Source organism: uncultured Mobiluncus sp. (assembly GCF_947087965.1).
GTDB lineage: Bacteria > Actinomycetota > Actinomycetes > Actinomycetales > Actinomycetaceae > Mobiluncus.
On record NZ_CAMUES010000009.1, the window covers coordinates 38177 to 57168 of the forward strand.

An 18992-nucleotide genomic window follows, 5' to 3' on the forward strand; every position below is an offset into this window, starting at 1 on the left:
TGTCCCGGTTTTCCGGGCTGCAGCCTCGTTTCAGTTCCCCGGCAGCCGAGCCAATCGGTTTGGCTGCCGGTGGTACTGTGGCATTGAGAGAAAAGAGTACACATGAGTGAAAAGTTGGCCCTGTGGGGCGGAAGATTCCAGGGCGGACCTGCCCAAGCGTTGGCGGCACTGTCGGTGTCCACCCAGTTTGATTGGCGTCTAGCAGACTACGACTTACAGGGCTCTTTGGCTCATGCGCAGGCGCTGCGGGCGGCGGGGCTGCTGACTGAGGTCGAATACGCCGACTTGAGCGCCGCCCTGCGCCGACTGCGGGCGGACGTGACTGACGGAACTTTCACTTTTTCTCCCGATGACGAGGACGTTCATACCGCCCTGGAACGCGGATTGCTGCAAGAGAACTACGCCGGGCCGGAACTGGGCGGAAAACTGCGGGCGGGACGCTCCCGCAACGACCAGATTGCCACCCTGGTACGGATGTACCTGCGCGACGCCGCCGCCCACCTGCAAGGGCTGATAACGGCACTTTGCCAGGCAATTTTGTCCCAGGCCGACCGTGCTGGAACCCATATCATGCCCGGTCGCACGCATATGCAGCATGCCCAGCCCGTTTTGGTGGCGCACCAGCTGATGGCTCACTTTTGGCCCCAGCTGCGTAACTTGGAGCGTTTGCGTGACTGGGAAAAGCGCAATGACGCCTCCCCGTATGGGGGCGGAGCCTTGGCCGGCAATACGTTGGGGCTCGACCCGGAACTGGTCGCCCGTGAGTTGGGTTTTTCCCAGGTGTGTCCGAACTCTATTGACGCCACGGCTTCACGAGACGGGGTGGTGGAGTTTCTCTATGTCCTCACCCAGGTGGCGGTGGATATGTCACGATTGGCGGAAGAAATCATTATCTGGAACACCGCCGAGTTCGGCTACGTCACTTTGGATGATTCCTATTCGACCGGGTCCAGCATCATGCCGCAAAAGAAGAACCCGGATGTGGCTGAACTGGCTCGCGGCAAAGCGGGACGTCTACTAGGCGACTTGACGGGATTACTTGCCACGATGAAAGGTTTGCCGCTGGCTTACGACCGGGACCTGCAGGAGGACAAAGAGCCGGTGTTTGACGCTATCGACACCCTGGAAGTCCTGCTACCGGCGGTGACCGGGATGGTGGATACCATGACCCTGCACTATGAGCGCCTGGAAACGCTGTCTACCGCAGGTTTCTCCTTGGCCACCGATGTGGCTGAATGGCTGGTGAAACGTGGTATGCCTTTCCGTCATGCGCACGAAGTGTCGGGAGCCTGTGTTGCATTGGCAGAAGGACGAGGCGTTGGGTTGGAGGACCTCAGCGATGCTGATTTTGTGGGGGTTGACCCGCTGCTGACCCCTGAGGTTCGCGACATCCTGACCGCTGCCGGTTCGGTTAGAGCCCGCCGCGGGGTGGGAGGCACCGCTCCGGAGCGTGTGGCTGAACAGATTGCGGCGGCACGCCAGCAATTACAAGCGTTCCAGTGCTAAAGCGGCCCGACAGGGGTGGGGCAGTGCCGCCCGGGAGAGGTCAGCGGCACCCCACCTACCGTTCATGTTGTGTAGACAAACTAAACTTTAATGTACATAGAATGTAAATCGAGGTATAATAAAGACATCGAGCGGACATCTGTGATGGCCGGATTCGAGAGGTGGACTCCAGGCTCACCGAGACGTGTACAGAGCAATAGCGAAGGAGGTGCAACGGTTATGAGTAGCATATTGAACTGGCTAAAGACCGCCCCAAAAACTTTCACCAGCGTGAAGGTTATTTCCGGCGAGGCGCCCCGGATGTGCGCAGACACTGTGATGGCGAAAGCCTATCGAGTGAATATGGCGCATGAATTTTTGGCTGACCGTTAAGGGGGACGGAAACCAAAAAACAGCAACGACGCAAGCGGACGAAGATGTCCGCTTTTTTGTTGCCTAAAATCCGGCGTGCCGGGACTGAAACGCGAGTGCCAGCTAGTTCGCCAGCCGCGGAGTCTCGCAAACGAAGCCTTTGAATCCGTGATTGCAATATCCGTGGGGGTGGTGAAACAGGTACGCCTGATGATATGGCTCCGCAAGCCAAAACTTGCCGGCTGCGGCCAGGCTGAGAATTTCAGTCGTAATCGGCCCTCGACCGGCTTGGGCAAGGGTTTTCCCGAAGGTTTGCCGGGATTGCTCAGCCAGCTGGCGTTGTTGCGCAGTAGTGTAAACAATCATCGAACGGTACTGACTGCCCCGGTCGTTGCCTTGCCGCTCGCCCTGAGTGGGGTCGTGGTTTTCCCAAAACACTTTCAGCAGGTTTCCCGCACTCGTGCGGGTTGGGTCGTAGACTATGCGGGTCGTTTCAGCATGCCCGGTTTGACCTGTACAGACGTCTTCATAAGTGGGGTGCGGCCAGCGACCTCCCAGATAACCTACCGCCGTGTTGATAACCCCGGGCTGGCTCCAGTAAATACGTTCCACTCCCCAAAAACATCCCATCGCTACGTAAAGAACCTCGTGGGGGAGGGGCCACGGCCCGGTAAGAGAGGTTTTGAGCACAGGGTGAATATCGGTCGGGGCAATCCCGGTATCGTTATGAAAGCCAAAATCCATAATCCTAGTGTGACACCGTGCACTGGGATTGTCCTGGGAGAGGTTTCTCTCCCGGCTACAGAGTCATTAGACTCGAAAGTATGTTTCAGCCGATAGTGGTCGCAGCAGCGATTGTGGACGACCTCAGCCGACCAACGCAGGTGCTGGGGGCGCAGCGCTCTTATCCCGAGCAATGGCGGGGTTTCTATGAGTTTCCCGGCGGTAAAACTGAACCCGGAGAAACTCCCGAACAGGCTCTGCGCCGGGAGTTGCGTGAGGAACTATCAGCGGAAATTATCGTGGGTGAGCGTTTGCAGGAAACCTGGCCCGCTCACGGGGGATTTCAGATGTTCGTGTATCTGTGCGCCCTCGCGCCACACAGCGCGGCACAGGTAGGAGCGGCGCATCTGGCCCTGCGTTGGGTCGACCTTAAACATTCCGAGAGCTTGCCTTGGCTGCCCGCCGATTATCCGATTCTGACCGCGATTGCGCGGCATTACGGCATCACACAGAGCTAAACGGCGTGACATTGCGCTCGTGCCGCTCGGGTATCTTCGGGCGCGGCGTGGGCTCACCCGGTTTCGAGGTTCGGGTTCACAAGGGAGCTGCGGCGGTATGGCGCGAAAACATGGGTTTTCTCTCGCCCGGTCAAGCTGGGATATTGGTGCGTTAGGTCAGGATAGTGATAGTTTAGACCCCGTGTAAAAAGCTGTTTGCCCTACCGGGGGCGACAAAAATTGAAACTATTTATATAGAGAAGGCGAGAAATCCTTGTCCAACCAGTCTGCGGCCGCTGCGACAAAAAATGCCGGAGCCAAGTCCGCTCATCCCTATCGCGAGTTAACTTTCCGAGCCGTTGTTGTCGGCGGATTAATCACCCTGATTTTCACCGCCGCTAACGCTTACCTCGGGTTGAAAGTTGGCCTAACCTTTGCCACTTCCATCCCGGCTGCCGTGATTTCCATGGCTATCCTGCGTTACTTCCATGATCACACGGTCGTGGAAAACAATATCGTCCAGACCATCGCTTCGGCGGCCGGGACGCTTTCGGCCATTATTTTTGTGGTTCCCGGTCTGGTTATGGTGGGTTATTGGTCGGGCTTCCCCTACTGGGAGACCACAGCCGTGTGCATGGTCGGCGGCATTCTCGGTGTGATGTATTCGATTCCGCTGCGTCGTGCCCTGGTGACCGGCTCCGACCTGCCTTATCCGGAAGGGGTAGCGGCCGCGGAAGTGTTGAAAGTGGGGGACGAAAACGGTTCTGCTGAGGAAAATCACCGCGGCTTGCTGGTGATTATCTGGGGCGGCTTGGCGTCCGCCGCAATGGCACTGCTCACGGCGTTAAAAGCCGCTGCGGGGTCCTTGAGCGTGAGCTTTAGGATTGGCGCCGGAGGCACCATGATTGGTGGTTCGTTGTCTCTGGCTTTGATGGGGGTAGGACACCTGGTTGGTCCCGCGGTAGGCATCGCGATGCTGGTCGGTTTGCTGCTTTCCTATGGCATTCTGCTGCCGATTCTGACCCAAGGACAGGTCGCCGGTGAGGATCTCGGTGATGTGGTCAGCACGGTTTTCGCCCACGACGTGCGGATGATTGGTGCTGGAGCTATGGCGGTGGCTGCAGTATGGACTCTGCTAAAAATTATTGGCCCCATCTTGCGCGGTATCACGGAGTCCTTAAAATCCTCGAAACTGCGTGAAACCGGAAATCAAGTTCCCTTGACGGAACAGGACATTCCTTTCAAATACGTGGCTGCCATTACTTTGCTGTCCATGATTCCGATTGGTTTGCTGCTGTGGAACTTCCTGCGAGATTCGCCCATTTCGCATCATCTCGTGGCGCTTATTATCCTCAGCATTCTGTTTGTGCTGGTTCTGGGCTTGCTGATTGCCAGTATCTGTGGCTATATGGCGGGTCTGATTGGGGCCTCGAACTCTCCTATCTCTGGCGTGGGCATCATCGTGATTATTGCGGCTTCGCTGTTGATTTTGTTGGTGACCGGCAATACCAGCCAGACTCACCCTACTGAACTGACCGCCTACGCGCTGTTTACGACCGCTATCGTCTTTGGTATCGCTACTATCTCGAATGACAACCTGCAAGACCTGAAAACCGGCCAGCTGGTCGGAGCTACCCCGTGGAAACAGCAGGTGGCTCTCATTATCGGGGTTATATTTGGCTCTCTGGTGATTCCTCCGGTTCTACAGCTGCTGATGACCAGCTTTGGCTTCTCCGGGATGGAGGGCGTAGATGAGACTACCGCTCTGCAAGCTCCGCAAGCGACCCTGCTGTCCACCATCGCCAAGGGAATTTTTGGCGGGGACATGAACTGGCAGTTATTTGGTCTGGGGGCTTTGATTGGTGTCGTCATCGTCATAGTTGATGAAATCATGGGTCGCGTCAGCCGTTTCAACCTGGCTCCGCTCGCTGTGGGCATGGGCATGTACCTGAACATTACGACCACCCTGGTCATCTCGCTGGGCGCCCTGGTGGGCTGGATTTACAACCGTTGGGCGCTGCGTCAAGACAAGGCAGAACAGTCCAAGCGTCTCGGGGTGCTGCTGGCTACCGGCATGATTGTGGGTGATTCACTGTTTGGGATTCTCAACGCCGGCATCATCGGAGCTACCAGTAACGCTGATGCCCTAGGAATCGTCCCGGATTCTTTTGCCCCCGTTGCCAAAGTCGTGGGAGTGATTGTTTTTGTGGGTTTGTTGGCCGTCAGCTACCGCTGGGTGATGAAGAAATCCGGCGAGTCCGAGTCGACACCAGCCTCAGAAATCAACGATTCTTCCCGAAGTGAAGCCTAAAAGACCCGGTCTGGGTGGGTTTACGGAAAGGAACAGACGCAATGACAGAAACAGCCGCTAGGAGAGTACCGTACTTGGATAAAGCCTTTCCCGAAGTCGCTGCTGCCATGGAGGAAGTGACTCGCAGGCTTAAGCCCGTTTACGAGCAGGTCGGTCTACCGGCTAGCCTGATTGAACTCGTTTGCCTACGTGCCAGTCAAATGAACAGGTGTGGGACTTGCCTTTCTGTACATGTGCCGCGGGCGCTACAAGCCGGTGTGTCCCAATTGCAGATTGATGTGTTGCCCAGTTGGAGGGAAGACACGGAATTGTTTACACCTCAGGAAAAGGCCGCACTGGAGTTGACCGAGCATATAACCAGGCTCCCCGAAGGAGTGCGCAACTCCAGCGTGGGGGAGCGTGCGCAGACATTCTTTACCGAAGCTCAGGTGGCTGCTCTCGAATGGTGCGCCATCATGATTAATGCCAACAACCGGATTTCAATTGCTTCGCATCACCCGATTCGCAAGTATCCACCAGTATCCAGTTAGGAGAAAAAACGTTGTCGTTTCCAGCAATAGTCCCGGTGAAGCCCGAGGAACTTTCACCTTTCGAAAAATTTAATCAACTTGTGGCCAATGCCCTCGGTACCGTCTATGGCATGAGCATTGGCTATGTGCTGATTGTGGTACTGCTCGGTTTCGGAATCTACGCGACAATTCGCACCGGTGCCGTCCAGTTCACCATGTTTTCTAAAATGTGGAAGACCGTGATGGGTTCCCGGAAAGGCTCCCATGGAGGCATCAGCTCTTTCCAGGCTTTCGCGGTGGGCTTGGCTGACCGTGTCGGCACCGGCAATATCGCCGGGGTAGCTATCGCGATTACCCTGGGCGGTGCCGGCTCCATCTTTTGGATGTGGATCGTGGCTCTGGTCGGTATGGCGAGCGCTTTCATCGAGGCGACCTTGGCCCAGATGTTCAAGGTCCGCAATCCCGACGGAACCTTCCGCGGAGGCCCGGCTTTCTATATCGAACGCGGTCTCGGCTCGCGTGCCTGGGGCTCCGTCTTTGCGGTTTTGCTCATTTTCACCTACGCTTTCACCTTCCAGCTGATTCAGGCCAATACCCTGGCTGGCTTAGCAAAGGCAAACTTCGGGATGCCTACCTACGCCACCGGGCTGTTGCTGGTAGCCATCACCGCCCCGTTCTTCATTGCCGGGATTCGTTCGGTAGCGCGTATCGCTGAATATCTGGCTCCGCTGATGGCAGTCATTTACATGACTTTGGCACTGATTGTCATCATCGAGAATATCGGACAACTCGGTACAATTTTCGCCATGATTTTCCAGGGCGCTTTCGGTGCGAGCTCGGTAGCAGGTGGAACTCTAGGCGGGCTCTTTGCGGCTCTGATGAACGGCACGAAGCGCGGCTTGTTCTCAAATGAAGCCGGTATGGGTTCCGCCCCGAACGCGGCTGCGACCGCCACCGTGTCCCACCCGGTCAAGCAGGGAATGATTCAGTCCCTAGGTGTATTCGTGGACACCATTTTGGTCTGCAGCGCTACCGCTTTCATCGTGCTGCTCGGAGGGGTCTACGATCCGAACGCGGCTGAACAGCCTTCTGACGGCGCGGCCCTCACGGTTGATTCCCTGGCTGCTTTGGGTCCCTGGACTAAGCCGATTATCCTCATCGTCATCTTTATGTTCGTTTACTCGACTTTGCTGGGTAACTTTAGCTATTCCGAAGGCAACATCAAATACCTGCTGGGCATCGAAAACAACGCGTGGATTGTCAAGGCGATTTCCATCATCGCGGTGTTCCTGGGCTCAGTGCTCTCCTTGGAAATGGTGTGGAACTTGGGCGACTGGACCGCGGCGTTGATGGCCATCATGAACTTGGTGGCTTGCACCCTGCTGTTCAAGTGGGCTCTGGGTGCCCTCAAGGATTACCAGCACCAACTGGAAACGAAGAGCGAGGACGAAATCCAGTTCTGTTCCACTGACAATAAGTTCCTTCCCGGTGAGCTTCCCACCGATATTTGGACAAAAGAAGCCATCGCGCAGGGACACAATATTTCCAGTGACCCGACTTCGTGGGAACACGGAGATTAATCTGAAATCAAGTTGGCCCCAGGAACCGCGATGTTCCTGGGGCCAACTGTATCCCCTCTCGCACGGAGTCGCTACCGCCACGCAAGCATTCGGCCTTTTCGTATGCACGCGGCAAACCCGGTAGCATAGAGGGGCGTGAAAACGCGATGACAACGAACTATTGAAGGAAGTAAACGTGAGCGATCTGATTGACGAACTGACTTGGCGGGGCCTGATTAAGCAACACACCGATTTGGACGCGTTGCGCCGGGCTTTGAACGAAGGTCCGCTCACGTTCTATTGCGGCTTCGACCCGACCGCGGCATCCCTGCATCATGGACACCTGGTGCAGCTCATTATGATGCGCCATTTGCAGCTGGCAGGACACCATCCCATCGCGCTGGTCGGGGGAGCGACCGGTTTGATTGGTGACCCGCGTATGACTTCGGAACGCCAGCTGCAGGACAAGGAAACGGTGGCGGGCTGGGCGGACCGTCTGCAGCACCAAATCGAGCGTTTCCTCGATTTCGAGGGCGATAATCCGGCGCGAATGGTCAACAACCTGGAGTGGACCGCGCCCCTGTCCGCGATTGATTTGCTGCGCGACCTGGGCAAGAACTTCCGGATGGGTACCATGCTGTCCAAGGACGCCGTGGCGCGGCGACTCAAGAGCGAAGAAGGCATTTCTTTTACAGAATTTTCTTACCAAATCCTGCAAGCCAATGATTACCTGCAGCTGTACCGCAAATACGGCGTCACCTTGGAAACCGGGGGCAACGACCAGTGGGGCAATCTGGTCGGGGGCATGGACCTGATTCGTAAGGTTGAAGGCAAAGATGTCCACGTGATGACGACGCCTCTGATTACGAAATCAGACGGCACCAAGTTTGGCAAATCCGAGGGCGGGGCGATTTGGCTCGATCCGGAAATGTTCAGTCCCTACGCGTTCTACCAGTTCTGGTTGAATACTGAGGACGCCGACGTAGTCAACTTGCTGAAAGTCTTTACTTTCCTGAGCCGCGAGGAAATCGAAGCATTGGAAACCGAAACACAGCAAAACCCGGGGAAGCGCGCTGCCCAACGAGCTTTGGCTGAAGCCGTGACCACCCTGGTGCACGGGGCGGATCAAACCGAGCGGGTGAAGGCCGCTTCGACGGCGCTGTTCGGACGCGGCGACCTGCGTGAGGTCGACGGGAAAACCCTGGTAGCGGCCACTGCGGACCTGCCGCGGACCCAGGCTGTGCTGGGAGAAACCAATATTTTGCATCTGTTGGTGGACTCGGGGCTGGAAAAGGGCATTGGGGCGGCAAAACGTACTGTCGCCTCCGGGGGTGCGTACCTGAATAACGAAAAGGTTGAGGACGAAAGTCGGGTCGTTACCGCCGCAGATGTGCTGCCGGGCGGGGTTGTCTTGTTCCGGAAGGGCAAACGGCAACTCGGCGTAGCCGTTACGGAATGAAGGCAATGACGGTTTTTTCCTGAACGGCGTTCACCTTTCGTAGATGAGTAATCTGTCCTAAGATGGATGTATATCCCAACGGTGTGATACTGAACTGTCAAAGGAGACTGCGATGTCCGATACGGAAACTAAGATGATTTATCCTTCTGCCCAAGCCGAAGCCCAAGCACGTCAGATGCACCAGCGCTGTGAGGCTTCTTTCCGTAGTTTGGTGCCAAACCTGGAGCGGGTGGTGGGACTGCCGGAAGGCCGTCCGTTACGAGCCGTCCAGTCCCCATTTACTGGAATTGATGCTTTCGGGGTTCCCCAAGCCACCCTGGCAGACTTGGATCAAGCCATCGTGCGTGCCCGTAGTGCGGGGCGGCGCTGGGGCAAGGCTCCTGCCGCCACCCGGGCGCAGTTTTTGTATAGACTTCATGACCTGCTGTGGCAGCACATGGACGAAATCCTCGACGTGATTCAGTGGGAAACCGGCAAGTCTCGCTACCATGCTTATGACGAGATTCAGGATATCGCCCTGAACTGCCGCTACTATGCGCGCACCCTGCCTCATGCGGTTCGCGACGAGCGGCGCCGCGGGGCGTTTCCCGGTGTGACGCGTACTTTCGTAATGTATGAGCCCAAGGGAGTTGTGGGGGTGATTGCGCCGTGGAACTACCCGCTATCGATGGGGATTACGGATGCTATCGCGGCTTTGGCGGCTGGTAATGCCATTGTGACCAAGCCGGATTCCAATACTCCGTTGTCGGTGGTGGTCGGCAAAGCCCTGATGGTAGAAGCCGGGCTGGATCCTGATTTGTTTATTTTGGTGCCCGGACGTGGCTCCGAGCTGGGAACCCCGCTCATTGCACAAGTCGACTACATGATGTTTACCGGTTCGACCGCCACGGGACGGGTTATCGCCAAACAATCGGGCGAAAACCTAATCGGAGTTTCAGCTGAACTGGGCGGTAAGAACCCGATGATAGTGCTGGAGGACGCGCGGGTCGACGACGCGGTGCGAGGCCTGGTTCGGTCTGCCTACGCCAATACCGGCCAGCTTTGTGTTTCCATTGAGCGCCTCTATGTCCAAGACTCGATTTATGACGAGTTCAAGGCCAAGCTCATCAAACGTATCAACGATATGAAGGTTGAGGTTTCCTTTGACTGGGAGGCCGATATGGGGGTTCTAGTTTCCGACCACCAGCTCGAAACGATTGATACCCAAGTTCAGGACGCTCTGAGCAAGGGCGCGGTAGCTCTGGCCGGCGGCCATGCATTGCCTGAAATTAGCTACACCGCTTATGCACCTACCCTTCTAGAAGGTGTCGAGGAAGGGATGACTCTGTTCAATCATGAGACCTTTGGTCCCGTGGTTTCTCTGTATCGTTTCCATACCGATGAACAGGCCATCGCTCTGGCCAACGACACGAATTACGGCTTGAACGCCTCGGTTTGGGGCAAGCCGGCTCACGCAGTGGCGGTGGCTCGCCGGATTGAGGCCGGCACGGTCAACGTCAACGAGGGGTTCACCGCCGCCTGGGGTTCCACGGACGCTCCTATGGGTGGCTGGAAAGATTCTGGTCTGGGGCGTCGCCACGGTATCGAGGGCATCCATAAATACATGGAATCACGTACTATCGCGGTGCAAAACCGGGCAGTGCCGATTGCGCCGGTTATGGGATTGAGTCAGGAACAATACGTCAAGGTACTGAAGTTTGCCCTGAAAGCTCTGCGCTGGTTGCATCTCTAGGGACGCATTTTCCTCTTCGCGACGGGTTCGGAATCGTGCCGGAGTAATGTTCGGTGTGACCGGACCCGCCGGCGTTTGGAGGCCGGAACGTTTAGCGGGGAATGTAGTAGCGTACCCGCCAGGCGGCGTCTCCGGATTTTGGGCGCCAGTTTTCGTCCGAACGGGTCAGGTCCAGTTGCCAGCGAACCGAATCGATGACCGGGGCATAAGCCACCGTGCTCATCGGAGGCACTATCGCGGTCATGTCCAGTTGGGTGACTACCAGCAAATCCGCCAATCCCAACTCCATGACTTCGCGATACACTTTGGCACCGCCGGTAATCCACACCTGGGGGGTGTTAGCGCAAAGTTCCAACGCTTCGGGGAGGCTGTGGGCTACCTCGACATCAGGGGCGGTGAACTCACGAGACCCGGTAAGCACGATATTGCGCCGACCGGGCAGGGCCTGTCCCAGGGAGAGGAACGAGGCGCGCCCCATAATAACCGGACTGCCCATGGTGGTGTCTTTGAAATGTTTAAAGTCCGCGGGGACGTGCCACAGCATTTTGCCGCCAGCACCCAACACTCGTGCCTTGTCCTCGGCCCAAATCATCCCGAGGACACCGATGCCGTGTCCGGCGCGAGATTCAGCCGGTGAACTCTCCGGGCTGGGGGTCGGGTCAGGAGGGACTGGCGGAGTCCATCCGTAGGGATTGTGTATTGGTTTATTTGCGCCAGGATTCAAGCCGACCATGCTGCCTCTCACATCAGACCGCTACGGGAGCGGAAATCTTGGGGTGGTGTTGATAATTCGCCAGACGAATCATGTCAAAAGTGTAGTCGTCAATGGAGTCGGCTTTATCCAGTTCCAAAGTGGGGAAGGGGAAAGGTTCGCGGGACAGCTGTTGGGTGACCTGGTCCACGTGGTTGGCGTAGATGTGGCAGTCTCCGCCGGTCCACACTAGTTCGCCGACCTGTAAATCAGACTGTTGAGCCAGCATATGGGTCAGCAAAGCGTAGGAGGCGATGTTGAAAGGCACCCCCAGGAACATATCCGCCGAACGCTGGTAAATCTGCAGGGACAGCCGGCCTTGCCCGACCCAGCATTGAAAGAAAGCGTGGCAGGGAGCCAGCGCCATCTGATCCAACTCCGAAACGTTCCAGGCCGACACCAGCATTCGTCGGGAAGAAGGATCGTTTTTCAGGGTATCGAGCAGGTTTCTCACCTGATCCACCGGGCCGGCTGCGGTGGGCCAGGCACGCCACTGATGACCGTAGATTGGTCCCAAATCCCCCGAGTCGTTCGCCCACTCGTCCCAAATATGGATGTTGTTCTCCTCTAGCCAGCGGTTGTTGGTCCCTCCCCGTAAGAACCACAGCAGCTCACCGACCACGCCGTGCCAGTACAGACTCTTGGTCGTGATGGCGGGGAAACCTTGCGAGAGGTCATAGCGCAGCTGGCGCCCGAAAATCGAGCGGGTTCCCGTGCCGGTACGGTCGGGTTTTTCCACGCCGTGGGACATAATGTCGGCTAATAAGTCCTCGTATTGGTGGTCGGTGATGGTCATATCTTCCCTTCTTAAACACGCTGAAGGCGGTATAAAACCACTGTATCAGGGACCCCTACAGCAAAAATTCGTCCGCCTTGACAGTCTCTTTGGCGAAGGCATTTACAATGGTCTTTACTACGGCTCGTTCCACTCCCACCGCAAAAAAAGGAATCGCGCAGGTGGCTTCGCCCTCTAGCGTAATTTCGGTGCCGGACTGCGGGGTCGGCTCAGATTTCGCCACCATAGTGGTCGAAAACTTTACGGGGACACCTGCCATCGAGCCGCTCATAGTGCCGTTCTCAATCCACCCGGACTGATTCAAATCCCAGACTTCCACCACTTTTAGGTTCAGCCCGGTATTGAGCTTGTTGGCCAGTTGGTCTAGGTATTCAGTAGAAATGGACACGGTGGATGATACCCGGATGCGGTTATCGGTCAGGCTCAAATCGACTTGGGCGTGATTATCAAAATCCGCCCAGCGTTTCTTGTAGTATTCCGGGTTTTTCAACATCGCGGTGACTTGGGCGCGAGATCCGGGATAAACCAGGGTCTGGGTGAATTTCATGTCGGGTTTCTCCTGAAGTTTCAATTTACCTTTATATTCTAAATGCAGGTTGCTCAAAACACAGCTCAACGCATAACCTGAGAGGGTGTCGACGTTTAAACGCTCCCTGGGGGAATCCCCATTTCAGGCATTGACCGAAGAAGCTGTAGAACAGCTGTATCGTTTGGTGTCGGATTGGCAGATTATTTCTGACCTGTCCCAAGCTGATTTGTTGCTGTGGCTGCCGAACCGTTATGACGGAATGTCTTGCGCGGCTCACTGCCGCCCGGCTACGGGCCCTACGGTTCACCTCGATGACGTCATTGGACTGAACTTGCCTGCCACCCGTCTGCCCCTTCTGGAACAGGTCTTGTTGAAAGGGGAAATTATTGAGAACCCCGTACGCCGTTGGACGGGAATGAACACGGTATCCGAGGTGCTGGTGCCGGTGCCTTTTGCGGGACGAAACATTGGAGTCCTGGCGATTGAAACCAACCTGGCTTTCCAGGTCGGCGAGATTGGTGGCGAGGGTTGGTTTAAAGCGGTTTCCCGGACGTTGTGGAAGATGGTGGCGGCCGGAGACTTTCCTTTTGAGGTCACCCCGACCACCGGCAAACACGGCAATCCCCGGGTGGCCGATGGGGCTTTGATGCTGGATAATGAGGGGCTGGTAGAACATTGTTCACCGAACGGGATTTCTGCTTTTAAACGGCTTGGTTTTCACAACCAGCTTCATGGCACGAAACTTAGCGACTCCGTCTTGCCGCTGTTGGAAAAAGGCGCCGTCATCGATGAGGATTTGTCAACAGTGCTGCGGGGACGATCTTCTGCCTTGGCCGAGATTGACGTGCGCGGAGTGGATTTGACCATTCGTTCGCTACCGCTGGTCGAGGAAGGGGAACGGATTGGAGCCCTGCTACTGTGCCGTGATGTGACCGAAAAACGCCATCGTGAAAAGGAACTGTTGAGCAAAGATGCCACCATTCGCGAAGTGCATCACCGGGTGAAAAACAACCTCCAAACGGTCAGTGCTTTGTTGCGCCTGCAAGCTCGCCGTTCGGATAACGCGGTGGTTCAAGAGGAATTGTCTCAGGCGGAACGGCGAATTTCGATTATCGCGATGGTGCACGAGGCGCTGTCACATACGGTTGATGAGACCGTGTCTTTTGACGACACGTTCCGTAAGCTACTGGCTTTGGTGGCGACCGCGGCCTCTTCGGACCACTTTGTGGAGACGCGTTTCTTGGGCAGCTTTGGGACGCTGGGTGCGGACGCGGCCTCCGCCCTCGGGTTGGTGCTTACTGAGCTGGTGACCAACGCGATTGAACACGGTTTGGAAGGCCGTAGCGGGGTGGTAGAGGTCGAGGCCCACCGGGACGACCACAACGAGACTTTGGTGGTGACCGTGACCGATGACGGACACGGACTCACCGGCAAATCGGTCGGTTCGGGCTTGGGTACTCAGATTGTCCAGACTCTGGTCAAAACCGAACTGGTTGGGACAGTGCAGTGGGAAAACCGAGAGCCTCCCGCTAGCGGTACGATTGTGCGCCTCACCGCTACCAAGCTGTAAGCCGGCAGCTTCCGGTCGCCTGCTGGAGCTGGTAAAAAAACCGTGGTGGTGAGCTACCTAATGCGCTCACCACCAGCGGGGTCTTTCCTGGGGTTGACGTCCCCAGAGGCGTGTAACTTAGAGGCTCGAGGCGCGGCGCGCACGGGCATTGCGGGCATTGCGACGCTTCAAAGAACGGCGCTCATCCTCGCTGGTGCCGCCCCAGACACCGGCATCTTGGTTATTGTCCAGAGCCCACTTCAGGCAAATGTCCACAACCTGGCAGGTCGCGCACACGGCCTTAGCTTCTTCAATCTGAGCCAATGCCGGGCCGGTGTTTCCTACGGGGAAGAAAAGTTCAGGATCTACGGTTAAGCAAGCTGCTTGATCGCGCCAGTCCATAATTGCTCCTTAGAGTTCGGTGCAAAAGATTCGGTTAGGGATTTGTAAAACTTTTGCGTGGAATAAATTCGACTTAACAAGGGTGACATCATTCCAGCGCATTTTCAAGAGATGTAAATGAAGAATTTTTCAAAAATCAGGTGATATGTGTCACATTAGCACTCGGAGGGATCAGCGCGCCCACTTCGGTACCGTTCTGATAAATTGCTGTAAATTCGCCAATAGCCTGGAGTTTTCGGACGAAGTCCATCTCGATATCGAGGTAATTTGCTACCCGGTGTCTGGCTTCGATGGTGTTTCCTAAACGGGCCAGCGTTACTTTCCGATTGGTAAAATTTGGTAATGAGAGGGTTAAATTTCCCGACATAAGCCCAGGTGAACGTAATTCTAGGAATGTTAGGTCAAACTTCAGGCTACTCTCAACACACTCCCGTAAAATATTCAGGTTAGGGGTGTTGTGTTCAGAATTGGAAACAACAACAAAGATATCCCGGTCGATGTGTTCAAGTTCAAAATCTTCTGCCTCAATCACCCGATAGCCGAGACGGCGATATTCCCGTTTCAATTGAGCCACCAGGGGACGCATCTCGGCGAGGTCGTCTACTACCCAGTGACGCCGCGCGGGTGAGAGGCTTAGCCAATCACGGCGCGATGAGGACCAGCCTAGCGTAACTTGCTGAGCGGAGTGGGGCATTTCTCGATGGGAAAACACTTTCGGCAAATCTGTTATGACAATTACCTCACCGCACGGGGCCGTCGGTGCGTCGTCAGGAGAATCCGCGCGAAGCACAGTACCGGCCATTTCGGCTAAACCCTCGCAGTTGGGCAGACCGATTTGGGCGGTAGCACACGTGTTGCCGATTTGCCACACCCCGCGGCCGGGCGTAACTACGGCAGGCAAAGCCTCACTCAGACGCCCGCGTACTCCGTTGGATTCAATGCCGGCAGAATGCAAATCCACCGTATCGCGTGGGCACAACACAAACTTTTCCCCAGCCAAGGCTCCCCAAGCGGTATGCCCAGCACTCAAAGGAGCCGTGAAAGCCAGCAAATAGCCCCCGGCCCCATTTTCGCTCAGCAACGTTTCCAGGCGCTTGATTCCTTGGCCTGGATAGAGTCGTTCCAGCTCGTCAGCCAGCAAATCTGCACGGTCAATAGCCACCGCAGCCCCCTCTAAACCACGGTTTGCCGCTAAGGACATGAATTGATCGAGTTTCCACAAGTCTTTCGGGGCGAATACGGTGAGAATACGTTGGAGTGGGGATGCCAACGGTTCGCGCAGCCTGCCCCACCGGTTCCAGAACGCCGACGGGTTGGGGGTGATGACTATCACCGAGCGAGTTTGCCTCAGCCATGTCGTGGTCAGGGTGGCCAGGGCGGTAGTACGTCCGCTGCTGGGATTGCCGAAAATCCCCAAGCTCGTTTGGGGCAAGCGCCAGCTTTGGTGAGCCTGGTGGGGAAAGTCCAGCAGGGCGAAGCGGCCGGGGGGACACGGCGTGGCCAGTGGTAAATCGGGACACCATATTTCCGGTAGGGGTGCATTTTCGCAGCTTTGCTCCCAGGCTTGGCGAACCTGATCCACACTGTGTCGTACCCAGTCGGCTTTGCCGCACCAGGCGGCTTGTGCCACGCCGGAGGTGAGCCCCTCCCAATACAGACGTCCCGGAATGGGCGGGAGGCTCGCCGCCCGCGTATCGCTGAGTATCTCGGTCGAGTCTTGGGGAGAACGAACCCGCAGAGCTATCCGCAGGTTGGTATTAGCCAGAATCTGGCCGTTAACCACCCCACCGGGCTTTTGCGTAGCCAAAATCAGGTGTAGTCCCAGCGAACGTCCGTGCGTAGCCAGGCGAATCAGGTTTTCCAAAGTTTCGGGATGATCCGTGGCTAGGGCGCGAAATTCGTCCACTACGATGAGGATTCGAGGTAGCCGTTGTCCCGTGAGCTGGTGATAGTGCTCCAGGTCGCGGGCTTTAACCCGGGACAGAACCGTCTCGCGCTGCTTCAGGAACGCCTCCAGGGACGCCAGGGCACGAGCGGTGAGCTGCGGTGACAAGTCCGTCAACACGCCGTGAGTGTGGGGCAGCGCGCCGAGCGCCTCGAATGCCGCCCCACCCTTGTAATCAAGCAAAATAAACCGTAGGTCACGGGGAGAGTAGCGCAGAGCCAATGCCAGCAACCAGGTGGTCAGCAGCTCCGATTTCCCGGCCCCGGTTGTGCCCGCCACCAGGGCGTGAGGTCCTTCTTTCACCAAATCAATCCGCCACGGACGTTCTGCGGCGCTCACCCCGAGCTGGGCGCACAAGCCTGGGGGAGGTGTCTGCCAGCTTTGGGCGATAGCCTCGGGACTGGTTTGCCCCCACTGGCTGACATCAACCAAGTCGGGCAGGCTTTCGGCGGGGGGTATGGCGGTCAAGTTCAGGCGCTGCGGATTGTCCCCCAAGGCCTCCAGGAGAGAGTCGAACCAGGCGGCTGTAATAATGCGGCGGCGTGGGGACGGGTTGAGTATACGTTGCGCCCACGGCGGAGGCGTATCGGCGGTGATGGTCATCCCGACTTCGTCCGTCTCTAAATGTGGGGTTTCGTCGGGGTCAAACACGCGAATTACCAGGGGTTGCGGTGCGGTCTGGCCCGGTTCTTCGCGAGGTTTGATTCCGCGCCACGGGTCTGGATTCTTTTCGCTGAGACGAGCTTGACCAAACAGGATAGCTTGTGCGATGACCCACCGGGCTTGGTCCGTGCCTCTCGCTCCGGTGAAACACAGCGTTTCCCCCGGTTGAATCTGCAGGACTCGCCGGCGTAGTTTCCGACCCGAAAACACCCGAATCGCGGTGACCTTTTGCGAGGGCGTCGCCAAAGGGGTGGCGGAGGCAAGCCACAGCTTTTCCGGATTCGGTACTGTCAGCGCCCGTCGGATGAACACCACCAGGGCAATCGCGGCGGCAATGCCCAGAATCACCAGCAGGCGCCACCCCAGGAAAGCTCCCAATCCCAACATGAGCAGCAGCGGTAGGAACATAAACAAAGCGGTACGTCCCGCAAACTGTCGCGGTGCCGGGGGAGGAGTCAGTCGAAGGTCGGGTGGGCGGTGGCTTAGGCGCAAGATGGTGGCCCCAAGTTTTAGGCGCGCACCGGGCTTGAGACGGCAGGCCCGACGTATCCGGTGGGTCCAGGGCAATGTTTTCCACAGTTTGTACACAGGCGCGGAACCAGGAAACGGCAAAGCGCGCAAAGTTTTTTTCGACGGCTCCAGGTGCAGATTTTGACGCGAGATTTGCGGGTCGCTCAACCCGCTCAGTCTGCCAAAAATCCCTGGAATCGCGGGCAATGCTTGGCCTGAATCGGGTCCTTTGACAACGACCCAGAGCAGCGGTGATGTCAGAGCCGCCCGTGGTTGCAAAAAATGTTCCATACCCTCAAGTTAGGGACCACAGTCGATTTTCACAAACGGTTATCCACAGCCTGTGGATAACCGTAGGTGAGGACTTGTTGATAACCCTCAAAAAGTTGTGCAAAACCTGTTTAGAGCGTAGCTCTGACCCAGAGAACCAGGATAGTAACCGGAAGAACCTAAACCAGGAAAATCAGTGAGTTTGGTAGCAAATCTGGGCAGCGACCTGTTGCGCCTGAGCCTCATCACGCAGCAGAGTAATAATTTCCAAAGCAAAGTCGATGGAGGAGCCCAGCGCCCGGGCGGTGATGACCCGACCGTCGTGAATCAAGCCGGTATCGGTATAATCTGCAGCCCCCAAGCCGTCTTGGAAACCGGGATAAACCGTAGCTTTATGTTCATCGAGCAGTCCCAGTGCCCCCAATACCGTCGGTCCGGCGCATACTGCTGCCAGATTTTCCTGATGAGAACGCAGAATCTGGGACAGTTTGGATGACGCTTTGAGGTTATCTACCCCGAGCTTACCACCAGGGATGACCAGGACTTTTTCGTCGCTGGGGGCATAGCTATTGAGGTGTACATCACAAATCAAAGGAACCTGGTGCGAGCTCACGATGGTTCGCGCCTTTTCATCATCGCCGGCGGCATCGTTGACCGCCACCGTTTGAATCTCGATTCCCCCGCGCCGCAACAAATCTACGACCAGCAGGGCTTCGCATTCTTCAACACCATTAGCAATAAAAATACTGGCTTCCATCTCGTCTCCTTAATCATTTGTTTCATTTTCGTTCCCAGTTTACAAGGAGGCGGGTTAATTTGAGACCCCAGGAACTTCGTAAGTTCCACCGCAAGTTGTGAGAGCACGGAGTATTTACCGGAAAGTCCCGGGTACGCCAAGGTCCAAATTTTGCCTTTCCGGGTTGGCCTTAA

At 56.6% G+C, this 18992-nt stretch carries 16 protein-coding genes; 9 read left to right on the forward strand and 7 right to left on the reverse strand.

All coding sequences use genetic code 11. The features are described from left to right. Nucleotides 1-102: 102 nt before the first annotated feature. A complete protein-coding gene (gene argH / locus Q0V70_RS09105; protein ID WP_297591011.1) occupies nt 103-1506 on the forward strand; it encodes an argininosuccinate lyase in 1404 nt (467 codons plus the stop codon). 219 nt (nt 1507-1725) lie between these two features. Then, nucleotides 1726-1878 carry a hypothetical protein gene (locus Q0V70_RS09110; protein WP_297591013.1) on the forward strand — a complete coding sequence of 51 codons (153 nt, stop codon included), beginning with the start codon at nt 1726-1728 and terminating at the stop codon, nt 1876-1878. 102 nt (nt 1879-1980) lie between these two features. Here the strand turns inward: Q0V70_RS09110 and msrA are convergent, their stop codons facing one another. Continuing rightward, a complete protein-coding gene (msrA, locus tag Q0V70_RS09115) occupies nt 1981-2601 on the reverse strand; it encodes a peptide-methionine (S)-S-oxide reductase MsrA (RefSeq protein WP_297591016.1) in 621 nt (206 codons plus the stop codon). A gap of 80 nt (nt 2602-2681) precedes the next feature. On the opposite strand from msrA, the gene Q0V70_RS09120 reads away from it, so the two are divergent. The 6 genes from Q0V70_RS09120 (at nt 2682) to Q0V70_RS09145 (ending at nt 10647) form a co-directional block, all read left to right on the forward strand. Next, on the forward strand, nt 2682-3098 hold the full coding sequence (locus Q0V70_RS09120) for a (deoxy)nucleoside triphosphate pyrophosphohydrolase (protein ID WP_297591018.1): 417 nt from the start codon (nt 2682-2684) through the stop codon (nt 3096-3098). A 253-nt stretch (nt 3099-3351) separates the two neighbouring features. Then, nucleotides 3352-5388 carry an OPT family oligopeptide transporter gene (locus Q0V70_RS09125; protein WP_366126985.1) on the forward strand — a complete coding sequence of 679 codons (2037 nt, stop codon included), beginning with the start codon at nt 3352-3354 and terminating at the stop codon, nt 5386-5388. A 41-nt stretch (nt 5389-5429) separates the two neighbouring features. Beyond that, the gene (locus Q0V70_RS09130) at nt 5430-5918 is read left to right on the forward strand and encodes a carboxymuconolactone decarboxylase family protein (protein WP_297591020.1); all 489 of its coding nucleotides are present in this window, start codon (nt 5430-5432) and stop codon (nt 5916-5918) included. An 80-nt stretch (nt 5919-5998) separates the two neighbouring features. After that, nucleotides 5999-7477: a sodium:alanine symporter family protein gene (locus Q0V70_RS09135; protein ID WP_297591022.1), complete on the forward strand. Its 1479-nt coding sequence runs from the start codon at nt 5999-6001 to the stop codon at nt 7475-7477. 175 nt (nt 7478-7652) lie between these two features. Beyond that, on the forward strand, nt 7653-8915 hold the full coding sequence (gene tyrS, locus Q0V70_RS09140; protein WP_282921795.1) for a tyrosine--tRNA ligase: 1263 nt from the start codon (nt 7653-7655) through the stop codon (nt 8913-8915). A 112-nt stretch (nt 8916-9027) separates the two neighbouring features. Beyond that, complete coding sequence (locus Q0V70_RS09145) at nt 9028-10647, forward strand: succinic semialdehyde dehydrogenase (RefSeq protein WP_297591025.1); 1620 nt, start codon at nt 9028-9030, stop codon at nt 10645-10647. 91 nt (nt 10648-10738) lie between these two features. Here Q0V70_RS09145 and Q0V70_RS09150 read toward each other — a convergent pair whose 3' ends face one another. From Q0V70_RS09150 to Q0V70_RS09160, 3 genes are read right to left on the reverse strand one after another with little or no spacing between them, the layout of a single operon-like run. Continuing rightward, nucleotides 10739-11380, reverse strand: coding sequence for a dihydrofolate reductase (locus Q0V70_RS09150; RefSeq protein ID WP_297591027.1), 642 nt, complete (start codon nt 11378-11380; stop codon nt 10739-10741). A 13-nt stretch (nt 11381-11393) separates the two neighbouring features. After that, entirely contained in the window at nt 11394-12194 is an 801-nt protein-coding gene (locus Q0V70_RS09155) for a thymidylate synthase (protein ID WP_297591029.1), read from the reverse strand. Nucleotides 12195-12249: 55 nt separating this feature from the next. After that, a complete protein-coding gene (locus tag Q0V70_RS09160) occupies nt 12250-12741 on the reverse strand; it encodes a DUF2505 domain-containing protein (RefSeq protein ID WP_297591031.1) in 492 nt (163 codons plus the stop codon). A gap of 85 nt (nt 12742-12826) precedes the next feature. Between Q0V70_RS09160 and Q0V70_RS09165 the strand changes: the two genes are divergently transcribed. Continuing rightward, nucleotides 12827-14293, forward strand: coding sequence for a sensor histidine kinase (locus Q0V70_RS09165; RefSeq protein ID WP_297591033.1), 1467 nt, complete (start codon nt 12827-12829; stop codon nt 14291-14293). A 117-nt stretch (nt 14294-14410) separates the two neighbouring features. Here Q0V70_RS09165 and Q0V70_RS09170 read toward each other — a convergent pair whose 3' ends face one another. The 3 genes from Q0V70_RS09170 to Q0V70_RS09180 all read right to left on the reverse strand — a co-directional run bounded on the left by Q0V70_RS09170 (nt 14411) and on the right by Q0V70_RS09180 (nt 18819). Continuing rightward, a complete protein-coding gene (locus tag Q0V70_RS09170; protein WP_004008046.1) occupies nt 14411-14674 on the reverse strand; it encodes a WhiB family transcriptional regulator in 264 nt (87 codons plus the stop codon). Nucleotides 14675-14810: 136 nt separating this feature from the next. Beyond that, complete coding sequence (locus Q0V70_RS09175; RefSeq protein ID WP_297591036.1) at nt 14811-18083, reverse strand: FtsK/SpoIIIE domain-containing protein; 3273 nt, start codon at nt 18081-18083, stop codon at nt 14811-14813. Nucleotides 18084-18255: 172 nt separating this feature from the next. Continuing rightward, nucleotides 18256-18819: a DJ-1/PfpI family protein gene (locus Q0V70_RS09180; RefSeq protein WP_297591038.1), complete on the reverse strand. Its 564-nt coding sequence runs from the start codon at nt 18817-18819 to the stop codon at nt 18256-18258. Nucleotides 18820-18992 lie beyond the last annotated feature (173 nt).

Coding starts and splice junctions, on each gene's coding strand:
- argH (WP_297591011.1), top strand. CDS start 103: ATGAGTGAAAAGTTGGCCCTGTGGGGCGGAAGATTCCAGGGCGGACCT.
- Q0V70_RS09110 (WP_297591013.1), top strand. CDS start 1,726: ATGAGTAGCATATTGAACTGGCTAAAGACCGCCCCAAAAACTTTCACC.
- msrA (WP_297591016.1), bottom strand. CDS start 2,601: ATGGATTTTGGCTTTCATAACGATACCGGGATTGCCCCGACCGATATT.
- Q0V70_RS09120 (WP_297591018.1), top strand. CDS start 2,682: ATGTTTCAGCCGATAGTGGTCGCAGCAGCGATTGTGGACGACCTCAGC.
- Q0V70_RS09130 (WP_297591020.1), top strand. CDS start 5,430: ATGACAGAAACAGCCGCTAGGAGAGTACCGTACTTGGATAAAGCCTTT.
- Q0V70_RS09145 (WP_297591025.1), top strand. CDS start 9,028: ATGTCCGATACGGAAACTAAGATGATTTATCCTTCTGCCCAAGCCGAA.
- Q0V70_RS09150 (WP_297591027.1), bottom strand. CDS start 11,380: ATGGTCGGCTTGAATCCTGGCGCAAATAAACCAATACACAATCCCTAC.
- Q0V70_RS09155 (WP_297591029.1), bottom strand. CDS start 12,194: ATGACCATCACCGACCACCAATACGAGGACTTATTAGCCGACATTATG.
- Q0V70_RS09160 (WP_297591031.1), bottom strand. CDS start 12,741: ATGAAATTCACCCAGACCCTGGTTTATCCCGGATCTCGCGCCCAAGTC.
- Q0V70_RS09170 (WP_004008046.1), bottom strand. CDS start 14,674: ATGGACTGGCGCGATCAAGCAGCTTGCTTAACCGTAGATCCTGAACTT.
- Q0V70_RS09175 (WP_297591036.1), bottom strand. CDS start 18,083: ATGGAACATTTTTTGCAACCACGGGCGGCTCTGACATCACCGCTGCTC.
- Q0V70_RS09180 (WP_297591038.1), bottom strand. CDS start 18,819: ATGGAAGCCAGTATTTTTATTGCTAATGGTGTTGAAGAATGCGAAGCC.